The sequence below is a fragment of the Acidobacteriota bacterium genome, assembly GCA_016715115.1.
Classification (GTDB): domain Bacteria; phylum Acidobacteriota; class Blastocatellia; order Pyrinomonadales; family Pyrinomonadaceae; genus JAFDVJ01.
The window spans coordinates 506067-518510 of record JADKBM010000011.1 but is presented as its reverse complement, the minus strand read 5'-3'; the positions used below and the strand labels follow the sequence as shown (position 1 = coordinate 518510).

Annotated in this window: 11 protein-coding genes; 7 read left to right on the top strand and 4 right to left on the bottom strand. The window is 56.2% G+C overall.

The annotated features are described in order from the left end of the window. Positions 1 to 19: 19 nt before the first annotated feature. Positions 20 to 598: an FHA domain-containing protein gene (locus IPN69_10975; GenBank protein MBK8811237.1), complete on the bottom strand. Its 579-nt coding sequence runs from the start codon at positions 596 to 598 to the stop codon at positions 20 to 22. A gap of 263 nt (positions 599 to 861) precedes the next feature. Here IPN69_10975 and IPN69_10970 point away from each other — a divergent pair, with 263 nt between their 5' ends. From IPN69_10970 to IPN69_10940, 7 genes are all read left to right on the top strand, one after another. Further along, the gene (locus IPN69_10970; protein MBK8811236.1) at positions 862 to 2445 is read left to right on the top strand and encodes an efflux RND transporter periplasmic adaptor subunit; all 1584 of its coding nucleotides are present in this window, start codon (positions 862 to 864) and stop codon (positions 2443 to 2445) included. A 71-nt stretch (positions 2446 to 2516) separates the two neighbouring features. Continuing rightward, positions 2517 to 3194, top strand: a complete 678-nt coding sequence (locus IPN69_10965) for an ABC transporter ATP-binding protein (protein MBK8811235.1) — start codon at positions 2517 to 2519, stop codon at positions 3192 to 3194. A 284-nt stretch (positions 3195 to 3478) separates the two neighbouring features. Beyond that, entirely contained in the window at positions 3479 to 4732 is a 1254-nt protein-coding gene (locus IPN69_10960; GenBank protein MBK8811234.1) for an ABC transporter permease, read from the top strand. Positions 4733 to 4968: 236 nt separating this feature from the next. Beyond that, the gene (locus tag IPN69_10955) at positions 4969 to 6210 is read left to right on the top strand and encodes an ABC transporter permease (protein ID MBK8811233.1); all 1242 of its coding nucleotides are present in this window, start codon (positions 4969 to 4971) and stop codon (positions 6208 to 6210) included. 29 nt (positions 6211 to 6239) lie between these two features. After that, positions 6240 to 6623, top strand: a complete 384-nt coding sequence (locus IPN69_10950) for a hypothetical protein (protein MBK8811232.1) — start codon at positions 6240 to 6242, stop codon at positions 6621 to 6623. Between the two features lie 86 nt (positions 6624 to 6709). Continuing rightward, positions 6710 to 7945: an ABC transporter permease gene (locus tag IPN69_10945; protein ID MBK8811231.1), complete on the top strand. Its 1236-nt coding sequence runs from the start codon at positions 6710 to 6712 to the stop codon at positions 7943 to 7945. Between the two features lies 1 nt (position 7946). Continuing rightward, complete coding sequence (locus IPN69_10940; protein MBK8811230.1) at positions 7947 to 9212, top strand: ABC transporter permease; 1266 nt, start codon at positions 7947 to 7949, stop codon at positions 9210 to 9212. Between the two features lie 372 nt (positions 9213 to 9584). On the opposite strand, the gene IPN69_10935 is transcribed toward IPN69_10940, so the two are convergent. The 3 genes from IPN69_10935 to IPN69_10925 all read right to left on the bottom strand — a co-directional run bounded on the left by IPN69_10935 (position 9585) and on the right by IPN69_10925 (position 12438). Then, complete coding sequence (locus IPN69_10935; GenBank protein ID MBK8811229.1) at positions 9585 to 10370, bottom strand: YIP1 family protein; 786 nt, start codon at positions 10368 to 10370, stop codon at positions 9585 to 9587. Positions 10371 to 10443: 73 nt separating this feature from the next. After that, a complete protein-coding gene (locus tag IPN69_10930) occupies positions 10444 to 11427 on the bottom strand; it encodes a dipeptide ABC transporter ATP-binding protein (protein ID MBK8811228.1) in 984 nt (327 codons plus the stop codon). A gap of 6 nt (positions 11428 to 11433) precedes the next feature. Further along, on the bottom strand, positions 11434 to 12438 hold the full coding sequence (locus IPN69_10925; GenBank protein ID MBK8811227.1) for an ABC transporter ATP-binding protein: 1005 nt from the start codon (positions 12436 to 12438) through the stop codon (positions 11434 to 11436). Between the last annotated feature and the right edge of the window lie 6 nt (positions 12439 to 12444).

Sequence of the window (12444 nt, the reverse complement as noted above, 5' to 3'; positions counted from 1 at the left end):
GCGCCTGTTAAAATCAAAATCAATTCTGATTTGCACTGAACCTCAGGAATGTTTTGCCGACGATTATCTCGTCGCCGGTCCTGAGCACGTGCGGGTTCCCTGGAATCAAACGGCGTCCGCGATTGACATACGTTCCGTTCGTCGAGCCGAGGTCCTCGATCGAATAACTTCCGTTGCGAAAAATGATCCGCGCGTGGCGCCGCGAGATCTTCGCCTCAGGATCGAACGCATCGAGATCGACGTCCGGAAAAACTCCGTTGTCCGCATCCCAGCGGCCTATATACGATTCCTCTGCCGAAAGCTCAAACTCCTTGCCGACCGATGTTCCGCGCTCGATCGTGAGCGTCGCGTGGACACCCTCGGCGCGGTTTGGATCGCCGCCGTCGCCTGTGTGCGGCTGAACCTGCTCGATGATCGGTTCGACCCCGATCGAGGTCACGCTCGCGGCTTGAAAGGACGGTTCGGGAATCGGCGGCTGGTAGCTCGGCTGTACAAAGTTATTATTAATGCTGCTCCCCGTGCCCAAGCCGGTTCCGCATTCGTCGCAATAGAGCGACCCGTCAAGATTCTCGGTCCCGCAAGTTTGGCATTTTATCATCTCAGTTTTCCTTGCGATCAGTAAGTACTTAAAGCAAGTGCCATTTTACCCTTAAAACCGGAGTTCGTAAATCGGAAACCGAACCGAGTTTCGGGCTTTTGGCATTTTTTGATGCGGCGAAACGGGTGTCGCCTTGAAGTCACTTTTTTGAAACTTACGAAAATTTCCAGACGTAATACTGCCGAGACGCTGAGCTTTCAGGAAATTTGCGTTAACATCGAAGTTAATTTCAGTATCAACTACTTACAAGAGGAACTTTAGAAATGGCAGTCAGCCGAAAAGGAAAATTCATCATTGGCGGAAGCATCATCGCACTTTTGCTGATCATTGTCGTTGCCGGCGTTTTCGCTTCGCGAAAGGACACGCCCGAAGTGACGGTCGTGAAGATCGAAAAACGGAAGGAGTTGCGCTCGATCGTTACCGCTTCCGGCGAGGTCCGGCCGATTCAGTTCATCAACTTGACGAGTGAGGTCCAGGGGCGGATCGAAGAGATATATGTCAAGGAAGGCGACGCGGTTTCGAAAGGCACGCCGCTTGTGAAACTCGACCCGACACAGCTCAACTCAAGCACCGACGCGCAGTTGTCGGCTTTGCAGGCTTCACAGAGCGATGTCCAGATCTCGCGTTCCCAGATCATTGCCGCACAAAACCAGCTTTCACAATCGCAGCAGGGACTGACCGCATCGCTGGCGTCGGTCGATACGGCTCAGCAGCAGGTCAGTTCGGCGCGCCAGAACGTGGTCGCGGCCTCGACCGACGTCGAACGTGAAGAGGTCAGTTTGACAACGGCGAGCCGCGAGTTGAAGCGAACGACGGACCTTCTCGAATCGGGCGTGGCGTCACGTTCGGAATATGATGCGGCCAAGGACCGCGTCGACCAGGCCCAGGTTGCGCTGCGGAACGCGCAGTCGCGGCTCAAGTCCGCGCAATCGGCGGTCAAGGAAGCCGAACTTCGGGTGACGGAAGCGAAAGCGCGTGCGAATCAGCAGGAAGTTGCGGTGCGCGATGCGCGGCGAAGCGTCGAAACCGCGAATTTGTCCGCCGGTTCAAGCCAGAGGCGATCAGAACAACAGGCAGCGGTTTTCCGCGGACAGCGAACGCAGCGCGACAAAACGCTGCAGGTCGCGCCGATCGCCGGCGTGATCGCGAACATCCCTTCGAAAGTCGGCGAATTCGCGGTGGCCGGCCTTTCGACGACTTCCCTTCTGACGATCGCCGATATGTCGTCGATCAATGTTGAGGTGAAGGTCGACGAAACCGAGATCGACAAGGTCGAAGAAGGCCAAAAAGCGAAGATCAAGGTCGACGCGTTCGGCGAAAAGGAACTGATCGGCGAAGTGACGCAGAAAACTCCGCTTGCGGTCGGTAAATCGCAAACGACGGGCGGACTTTCAACCAACATCAACGTTCAGGAAGCAAAGGAATTCAAGGTCGTAATCCAACTCAAGGACATCCCGAAAGAACTCCAGGAAGGACTTCGTCCGGGTATGAGCGCGACGGCGACGATCACGACGAAGACGGCCGAAGACCTGATCGCGATTCCGCTTCAGGCGGTCATCGAAAAGAAACCTGAGGCCTCGCCTTCGCCGACGATTCAAGGTGACGTCCAGATGCCGGCCGAAAAGCCGAAGACCATCAAGGGCGTTTATGTCCTCGAAGGAAACAAGGCGAAGTTCGTCGAGGTCACGACGGGCATCACCGGCGAATCGGACATCCAGATCCTCAGCGGACTCAGCGAGGGCCAGGAGGTGATCACCGGTCCGAGCAGGATCCTCAATACATTGAAAGACGATACGGTCGTCAAGAAACAGGTCAAGAAGGAAGGCGAGAACGCGAACAAGTCGTAGCGATGTACAAGTTTATGGAAAACGAAAACGGGCACGGCGAAGAACAGAATCTGCCGCCGGTAGGCGAGGCGTTGATTTCTATGCGGAACATCTGGAAGACCTACCAGATGGGAACCGAGCAACTGCACGCGCTTCGCGACGTCTCGTTTGACGTCAAGAAGGGCGAGTACCTGGCGATCATCGGCCCGTCGGGTTCCGGAAAATCGACGCTGATGAACCTTATCGGCTGTCTGGACTCGCCTTCGAAAGGCCAATACTGGATCAACGGCCATCAGGTTTCTGAAATGACCGACGATGAACTGGCCAAGATCCGAAACAAGGAGATCGGGTTCGTTTTCCAGACTTTCAACCTGCTCGCGCGGGCGACGGCCCTGCACAATGTCGAGCTGCCGCTGATCTACGCGGGGCTGCGTTCGGTTGAACGCCACGACAAGGCGCAGGCTGCCCTCGCATCGGTCGAACTCGGCGACCGCGTGATGCATCGACCTAACGAACTTTCGGGCGGACAGCGACAGCGCGTCGCGATCGCCCGCGCTCTCGTCAATCATCCGTCAATTCTTCTCGCCGATGAACCGACGGGCGCGCTCGATTCGAAGACCAGCGTCGAGATCATGGCGCTTTTTGAGAAACTCCACGAAGAAGGAAACACGATCATTCTCGTCACCCACGAGCACGACATCGCATCCCGCGCGCACCGCATTCTGACGATCCGCGACGGCCGGATCGAAAGCGACGAGCGTGTAAAATAAGCCAAGTCCGGTCATAAGTTTCAAAAGCGTCCGTCTTGACGACATTGGTTTCGACCGGGCGCTCACATCAAGCATTTCCAAAGGGCGGCCGGAAACGAGAGGCTTCCGGCCCTTCTCTTTTTCCCGAATCGATTTCGTCGGGTTCTCACCGCGACCCATTTGCACCATCAATTCTCGCAGCGTCACCGTTTCCGCCCCGCGAGGCGCCCCCGATGAAACGTAAGTTTTTGTAAATCTCATACTGAAACTTAAACAATCGTTCGCGACTCGCGTAAGATTTGAGTATGGGGTTGTTTGCGGGCGTCACGCTGTTCAAGGAATCGTTCAAACTCTCGTTGTTGAGTTTGCGGAGCCACAAACTGCGCACGTTTCTGACCCTTCTGGGGATCATCGTCGGCGTCACGTCGGTAATCGCGGTGATGACGATCATCAGTGGTCTCGATCAAACGGTCTCAAGCGCGTTCTCGTCACAAGGTTCGACCGCATTCAGCGTTTCCAAGCGTCCGCTGGTGATCACCTCGCGTGAGGATCTGATCAAATACAACAAACGCCGGGATGTGACCCGCGAGGACGCGGAGGCGATAATTCGCCTGTGCCGCAATTGCTGGCGAGTCGGGATGGCGGTCAACGGGATGGGCCTCGTCAAACACGGCGAAAACCGCTCGGAAGGAGTTTCCGTCAGGGGGTTGACGCTGTCGATGTTCGATATCGAAAACGTCGTCATTCAATCGGGACGCCTCTGGACCGAAAATGAAGGAAATGCCGGGCGCAATGTCTGCGTCATCGGCACCGATATCATTGAAAACCTGTTCCCCGGCCGGACCGTCGATTCGGTCGTCGGTGACGAGGTGCGCGTTGACGGGATTCCCTTTTCGATTCTCGGGGTTGCCGCGCCGTTCGGAAAGGTTCTCGGTTTTTCGCGCGATAATTTTGTTTACGTCCCCTTCCAGTCGGCGCAGAAGATGTTCGGCGCGCGCGATTCGATCACGGTTCACGTCCAGGTCAGCGATTCCGATGTTTTCGAAACAGCCAAAGACGAGGTGCGGACGATAATGCGCACGCGGCGAGGCAAATCGTTCGGCGACGAGGACGACGGCGTATCGATCGAATCGCAGGACGCGTTCATCGGCATTTACCAAAACGCGACTTCGGGAATCTATTTCGCGACGTTCGGCGTGGCGGTCGTTTCGCTGGTCGTCGGCGGAATCGTCGTGATGAACATTATGCTCGTTTCCGTGACCGAAAGAACGAAAGAGATCGGGCTCAGGAAGGCCGTCGGCGCCCGGCAGCGCGATGTGATGCAGCAGTTCCTGATCGAAGCGGTGACGGTCACCGTACTCGGCGGCGCGATCGGAGTGGTGACCGGTTACGGACTGGCTTTTCTGCTGTCGTTCCTGATGGGTTTTCCGGTTCTGATCAGCATCAAGTCGGCCGTCCTCGGCGTGACGGTCTCATTCGTGGTCGGACTCATCAGCGGACTCTATCCGGCCTGGCGAGCGTCGCAACTGAGCCCGATCGACGCAATGCGCAACGAATAAAACGATAGGGGATTTGGGATGTGCGATTTGGGATTGGGGATTTGGGATTTGGGATTTGGGATGTGCGATTTGGGATTGGGGATTTGGGATTGGGGATTTGCGATTTGCGATTTGCGATTTGCGGCGAGTCAGTACCGCCTGCGTGAGCGGGCGGGCGGGCGTTGGGATTTGAGAGTTAGCCCTGGAATTTAAAATGACAACAATCCGAAATCCCAAATCCAAATTCCGAAATTGAGATGACTTTCGATGACCTGAAAGAATCCGCCGTTATGGCCCTTGCGACTTTGCGGGGCAACAAACTGCGTTCGAGCCTGACCATTCTCGGCGTCACGGTCGGCGTCTTGACCGTCCTTTCGATGGTCTCGATCATTCAGGGACTCAACAAGACCTTCGCCGAGCAGATCGAGTCGCTCGGATCGAACACGATCTTCATCTCGAAATTCAGCCCGAGTTTCGGCCGCCCGCCGGGACAGGAAGAGCGGCAGCGCAAAGAGTTGACGCTCGATGACGCCGACGCGATCCGCAACGAGTCACAGTCGATCATCGGAGTCTCGCCCTTGCAGCGCAAGATCGCGACCAACATTCGTTTCCGGGAAAAAGAGACCGAAACACCGATCCTCATCGGTGTCACGCCGTATTATGAATTCACGCATTCGCAATACATCGGTTACGGCCGATTCATCAGCGACACGGACGTCCGCGAACGCTCGAACGTCGTCATCCTCGGACGCGACGTCGTCAAGGCCCTGTTCGAGAACGAGGAACCGCTCGACAAGGAGATCAAGATCGCCGGCACGCCATTTCGGGTAATAGGCGTGATGGAAACTCTCGGTTCGTTCTTCGGCCAATCGCGCGACAATTCGGTCTTTGTTCCGATCACGACCTATCAGAAATACTATCCCGAGTTGAATCCGCCCGAGACGATCTTCGTTATCATCGTCCGCCCGAGAACCCGCGCCGAAGTTGCGAGCGCGATGGACGAGATCCGCGACATCCTGCGCCGCCGAAGACAAGTTCCGTCGGACCAACCCGATAATTTCGGACTTTCGTCACAAGACGCGCTGCTCGACGTTTATAACCAGCTCACCGGCGCGACATACCTTGTTTTGACGGCGATCTCGGCGGTCGCGCTGATGATCGGCGGCATCGGCGTGATGAACATTATGTTGGTTTCGGTGACCGAGCGGACAAAGGAGATCGGGATCCGCAAGGCGGTCGGCGCGACGAAGATCAGCATTCTCGCGCAGTTTCTGATAGAAGCGGTGATCCTGACCGGTATCGGCGGCATCATCGGACTGATCCTCGGCGAACTTCTCAGCTTTCTGATCAACGCATACTCGCCGCTTCCAGCGTACATTCCCGTCTGGGCGATCCTCGTCGGGCTCTTCGTCTCCGCCGGCGTCGGCATCGTCTTCGGACTTTATCCCGCCTGGAAAGCCGCGAAACTCAACCCCATCGACGCGCTGCGGTATGAATAGGTTTGGATTTGCGATTTTCGATTTGCGATTTGCGATTTGCGAGATTCCAGGGATTTCAGGGATTTCAGGGATTCCAGGGATTCCAGGGATTCCAGGGATTTCAGGGATTCCAAGGATTCCAGATTCCAGGGATTCCAGATTCCAGGGATTCCAGATTCCAGGGATTCCAGATTCCAGGGATTCCAGATTCCAGGGATTCCAGATTCCAGGGATTCCAGATTCCAGGGATTCCAGATTCCAGGGATTCCAGATTCCAGGGATTCCAGATTCCAGGGATTCCAGATTCCAGGGATTCCAGATTCCAGGGCTTCAAGGGATTTCGAAGATCACTCGAATCTCCTCGAATCTATCTGGAATATCTGGAATCTGGAATCCTTAATCCTGAATCCGGAATCCTGAATCCGGAATCCTGAATCTGGAATCTCCGGGATCCCAAATCAAGATAACTTTTCGTTCCGGGTTGCGTAATAGTCTACGGCTTCTCTAGGATTAGTTCAGAATGAATTTTTCGGAAACAATAAGGCTGGCCTTTGCGGCGATATGGGCGCACAAACTGCGGTCGTTCCTGACGTTGCTCGGGATGATCATCGGCGTCACGGCGTTTATGCTGGTTTTGTCGCTTCTGCAGGGTTTCAATGCCTATGTCGACGAGAAGATCGCCGGAATCGGTTCGAACTCATTCACAATTCGCCGTTTTAGCTTCGACGACTTCAAAAACACCGACACCATCGCCGAAGCCCAGCGCCGAAACAAAGAGCTCACGTTTGACGAACTCGATTACATCCGCGAACGTTCGCAGCTCATCGGAAAGATCGGCGCGAAAGCGCTCCCGAATTCAGCCGAACTCAAACGCGGCAACGAAATCTTGCGCGACGTCCAAATCGAGGGAATGGAGCCGGTCATCGGCGAGATCGCCAACGTCGATATCGCGTTCGGCCGTTTCTTTACCGAGGCGGAGAACACGAATGCCGTGCGTGTCGCGTTCATCGGTTCCGAGATCGCCGACAAGCTCTTTCCCAATGGCGACGTCATCGGTCAGGAATTCACGATGCGCGGGATTCCGTATCGGGTGATAGGAGTCCAGACGACGAAAGGAACGGTGTTCGGGCAGTCGCAGGATCTTTTCGTTTGGCTCCCGATCAAAACGTACGGCGCGAACTTCGGTGGGCTGACGCGAGGCCGCGGCCTTTATTTCGAAGCGACCGCCGCTTCGCCGAAACTCTTCAACGAGGCGGTCGAAGAAGTTCGTATGCTCCTGCGGGTCAAACGCAAACTTACGGGCAACGAGCGCGACAATTTCGGGATATTGACGCCGGACGCGATCGCGAGCCTGCGTGATTCGATCCTGCGGCCGATCTTCATCGTCATTCTCGCGGTCCCCGCGATCGCCTTGCTCGTCGGCGCGATCGTGATTATGAACATTATGCTCGTTGCCGTCACCGAGCGAACGAAGGAGATCGGCATCCGCAAAAGCCTCGGCGCGCGGCAGGCTGACATATTGAAGCAGTTTCTGATGGAAGCCGCGACGCTTGCGGCGATCGGCGGAGTCATCGGACTCGTGATGGCCAAACTTCTGGGTATGATCGTAACCGCCTATGTGCTTCAAACGGTGATTCCCTGGTATGCCGCGGTGATCGCGATCAGCGTTTCGGCGATCGTTGGAATTCTTGCGGGCATCTTCCCGGCCTGGAAAGCGGCGCGGCTTGATCCGATCGAAGCGTTGAGGGCAGATTGATATGTTTCTCATGACCAACGCGTTTTACGAAAACATGAAGATGGCCTTCCAGACCTTGCGGGCCAACAAACTGCGATCGTTTCTGACGATTTTCGGCGTGATCATCGGGGTCATCACCGTGATGCTTATCTCGTCGATCATCTCGGGCATCGATATGGCGGTCAAGAAACAGGTCGAATCGTTCGGTACCCGCTCGATCTTTCTTCGCAAATTCGATATCAAGGCGATCAACACCGGCCGGCGTTCGCAGGAAGAACGAATGCGAAAACCGTTGACGATGGACGACGCCGAGGCGATCAAGGGACTTTCTTCGGTCGATGTGTCGGTGCCGTTTCTCGACATAACGAACAACTTCTTCGGTCAAAAACTGCTCGTTTCGGGCGGCAACGGCAAGACCTCGTCGAGTGTGCGCCTGCAGGGAACCCTGCCCGACGTCGAGCGGACGAATACCGTTATTCTGCAGGAAGGGCGCTGGTTCACACGCAACGAATCCGAAGACAAAACGGACGTCTGCCTGATCGGATCATCCGTTGCCGAGGCGTATTTCCCGTTCGGATCCTCGATCGGCGAGACCCTTGAGGTCGGCGGCCGCGTTTTTCGCGTCATCGGCGTTCTCGAGAAGAGGGAGCAGCTATTCGGCGGCGGCAGCGGCAGCAACGATCAGAACAACGTCATTTATATGCCCATCGGATCGGCTCTGCGGCTCAAGCCGTTCGCCGACGACCTCTTCCTTCTGACCGTCGCGAAAGAGGGCCAACTCGAACTCGCCAAGGATCAGGTTCAGGATCTGATGCGTGTCCGGCGCCAGGTTCCGTTCGGCGAGCCGAACAACTTCGGGATGGAGACCGCTGCGGGGATCATCGAGCAGTTTCAGTCGATCACGGCCGGCGTCGCATTGGCGATGATCGTGATCTCATCGGTCGGGCTTTTGATCGGCGGCATCGGAGTGATGAACATTATGCTCGTGTCGGTCACCGAGAGGACGCGCGAGATCGGGATCAGAAAGGCGATCGGCGCCAAACAGTCGGACATCCTGCTCCAGTTCCTGATCGAGGCCGCGACCTTGACGGGTTTCGGCGGGCTCGTCGGACTACTGATCGGATGGAGTTTGACGTTTCTCATCGCTTTGGTCTTCCCGTCATATGTCCCCTGGTGGGCGCCGCCGCTCGGATTTGGCGCGAGCGTCATCATTGGCATCGTCTTCGGCCTTTTCCCGGCCTGGAAAGCCGCCCGCCTCGATCCGATCGAATCGCTCCGCTACGAGTAAGAATTCCAACCAAGCGCAATGTCCAAGAAAAAACACGAAGGACAATCCGTTCCTACGTGTTTTGATAATAGTGAGAAGTTGAAAGTCACAAATCCAACTATCACCTTTCAACCACCAGCTTTCATCTATTTCGAAGGATCGATTCGTTGTTTCGCACACCTTCATAAAACAACAACGACCAATCCGTTCCTTCGTGTTTTGAGAACAGACAGCAATTGAAAGTATTGAAAGGCGATAGTCACAAATCCGACTATCGCCTTTCAATTATCAACTTTCAGTTATTTCGTCGGACCAATTTGCCGTTTCGCGCACCTTTCGGTCATCGATGACACGATCGAATCCGCAAGCGTTTTCGCGAGCCCGCGGCAAGAACTAACCGAAGATCGCGACCCATCCGACGCGGATCGCAAGGAAGAACAAAGAGATCGTCAAAACGACCGCCCACCCTGCGCCGCTTGAGATCTTGGCAACGCGACTGAGTCCGATCGCCGCCAGAGCCAGCCCCCAGATCGCGAACAGATCGATCGCCGACAGGACCGAATTCAGCACCGGAGACTCTTTCAAGTCAAGGAACATCGTTGGATTTGCCGAGACGAGTCCCTGCTGGCTTGAACCGAGGTCGATGTCGTCGACCGGCTTCAGAAACAAAACAATGAGGTTTGCGGCCATCGAGACGATCGTTGGCGGCAGAGACGAATAGGTCCACACGGAAACGCTCTTGAGAAATCCCGCCTCGCCTCCCATCGCGTTGGCGCCGCCCCAGTAGAGCAACCCGCCGAGGAACATCCCGATGACTATCACGACCGGCGTCACACCGTAAGTGATGTACTTGGCGACCGTAGACGACTGCATTTCAATTTGCTGCGCCTTTTGATCCGCCGGCATTTGCTGAGCGCGGCTGCTCGCATCAAACTGCGCGGTGACGATCTTCTTCAGTCCGACCTTTTCGATAAACGAGATCTGAAAGGCGCTGATCGACAGGGCAATCAAAATCATCGCGAAAATAAACCGGGGCTTGCGTTTGAGATCATCGAAAGTCGAGCCGGGATCGAAAAAAACGTTGCCGAGCGTCGCAATCTCGGACATTTGCGCCGGTTCTTCGTGTTTGATCGTTTCGGGCAGCGGCGGTTCCTGCCATTCGTTGGTCGGTTCTTCCATTTTGTTCTCCTGATTTGTTTGAATTAGAAAAGCGTCTGAAAACCATACGAAAACCCCGCCGAAACCGTTTCAACTAATAGCCGTCCGTGCGAATGCAGGCGGCGAAATGCCCCGGCGAGATCTCGCGCAATTCGGGTTCGACCCGCGCACACTCGTCGGTCGCGATCGGGCAACGCGTCCGAAAACGGCAGCCGGACGGCGGATTGATCGGCGTCGGAACGTCGCCTTCGAGGACGATCCGTTCGCGTTTCTGTTTCGGATCCGGGATCGGGATCGCCGAAAGCAGGGCTTTGGTATAGGGATGAAGTGGAAGCTCGTACAGTTCCTTCGCGTCCGCGATCTCGACGATCTTCCCGAGATACATCACTGCGACCCGGTTTGAGATATGTTCGACGACCGCCAGTCCGTGCGAAATAAAGAGGTACGTAAGCCCGAACTCGGCTTGAAGATCCTGCAGAAGGTTCACGACCTGGGCCTGGACCGAAACGTCGAGGGCCGAGACGGGTTCGTCGGCGATGATCAGTTTCGGGTTGAGCGCGAGCGCCCGCGCAATGCCGATCCGCTGCCGCTGACCGCCCGAAAACTCGTGCGGATAGCGATTCATATAGTCCGGATCAAGCCCGACCTTGCGCAAAAGATCGGCCACCTTTTCGCGGCGGTCGTTCTTGTTCCCGATCTTGTGTATCAACAGCGGTTCGGAGACCGTTGCGAAGATCGACAGACGCGGATTCAAACTCGCGTAAGGATCCTGAAAAATGATCTGCATTTCGCGCCGCAGCGCCTGCATCTGGTCGTGCGGCAAATGCGTAATGCTCTTGCCTTCAAAGAAGACTTCCCCGCTCGTCGGTTCGTGCAAACGCAGCAGACAGCGGCCGACGGTCGATTTGCCGCAGCCGGATTCGCCGACGAGCCCGAGTGTTTCACCGGCCAGAATATCGAACGAAACACCGTCGACCGCGCGCACGAGGTCGTCGGAATCCTCGACCGGAAAATGCTTGACGAGGTCGGTGACGCGCACCAACTCGTGTTTTTGTGTTTTCGCTGAGCTTTCCTGCATTCGTTCCTAATTGACCGGAGTTGGGACGTCCGGCGCGACGCTGTACAACACACATCTGACGCCGACATCATTCTCCAGCCGGTAAAGCGGGATCTCGCCGCGCGTGCATTCGTCCTTTCGAAACGCGCACCGGGGCGCAAAATGACAGCCATCCGGCAGACTCGTCGGGCTCGGCACCGTTCCCTCGATCGTCTGCAGCCGCTCGACCTTTTCGAGATGGTCGGCGCTTAGTTTCGGGACGGAACGCAGAAGCCCCTGCGTGTAAGGATGCTTAGGGTTCTCGAAGATCTCGTCAACGCCCGATTCCTCAACGATCTTTCCGGTGTACATCACGGACACGCGGTCGGCGACCTCGGCAACAACTCCGAGATCGTGGGTGATCAGCAGAACGGCGAGTTTTCTCGATTGACGCAACCCGTGAAGCAGTTCGAGTATCTGCGCCTGGATCGTCACGTCGAGCGCCGTCGTCGGTTCATCCGCGATGAGCAGTTCCGGGTCGCAGGCAAGCGCCATCGCGATCATCACACGCTGGCGCATACCGCCCGAAAGCTGGTGCGGATAGTCCGAGACGCGCCGTTCGGGCGACGGGATCGAAACCTCTTTCATCGCCGCGATCGCCGCATCCCAGGCGTCTTTTTTATTGAGTTTCCGATGGAGCCGCAACGCTTCGGCGATCTGCTCGCCGACCGTATAGACCGGATTGAGCGACGTCATCGGGTCCTGAAATATCATTGCGATGTCGTTCCCGCGTATCTCGCGCATCCGCTCGTCGGACGCGGTCGTCAGTTCCTCGCCCTTGAAGGTCATCGAACCGGCGGCGATCTTCCCCGGAGGCGAGATCAGACGCATCACGGATAGGGCGGTGATCGATTTTCCGCAACCGGATTCGCCGACCAGTCCGAGCAGTTCGCCCTCATCGATATGGAAACTGACATCGTTGACCGCGCGCACCAAACCGGCGCGGGTCGGAAAATGTGTCTGGAGATTTTTGACTTCGAGTAAATGAGACATCAGCGG

What these genes read in the sequence shown, in the direction of transcription:
- IPN69_10975 (MBK8811237.1), bottom strand. Translation starts at nt 598, where the DNA reads ATGATAAAATGCCAAACTTGCGGGACCGAGAATCTTGACGGGTCGCTC.
- IPN69_10970 (MBK8811236.1), top strand. Translation starts at nt 862, where the DNA reads ATGGCAGTCAGCCGAAAAGGAAAATTCATCATTGGCGGAAGCATCATC.
- IPN69_10960 (MBK8811234.1), top strand. Translation starts at nt 3,479, where the DNA reads ATGGGGTTGTTTGCGGGCGTCACGCTGTTCAAGGAATCGTTCAAACTC.
- IPN69_10955 (MBK8811233.1), top strand. Translation starts at nt 4,969, where the DNA reads ATGACTTTCGATGACCTGAAAGAATCCGCCGTTATGGCCCTTGCGACT.
- IPN69_10945 (MBK8811231.1), top strand. Translation starts at nt 6,710, where the DNA reads ATGAATTTTTCGGAAACAATAAGGCTGGCCTTTGCGGCGATATGGGCG.
- IPN69_10940 (MBK8811230.1), top strand. Translation starts at nt 7,947, where the DNA reads ATGTTTCTCATGACCAACGCGTTTTACGAAAACATGAAGATGGCCTTC.
- IPN69_10935 (MBK8811229.1), bottom strand. Translation starts at nt 10,370, where the DNA reads ATGGAAGAACCGACCAACGAATGGCAGGAACCGCCGCTGCCCGAAACG.
- IPN69_10930 (MBK8811228.1), bottom strand. Translation starts at nt 11,427, where the DNA reads ATGCAGGAAAGCTCAGCGAAAACACAAAAACACGAGTTGGTGCGCGTC.
- IPN69_10925 (MBK8811227.1), bottom strand. Translation starts at nt 12,438, where the DNA reads ATGTCTCATTTACTCGAAGTCAAAAATCTCCAGACACATTTTCCGACC.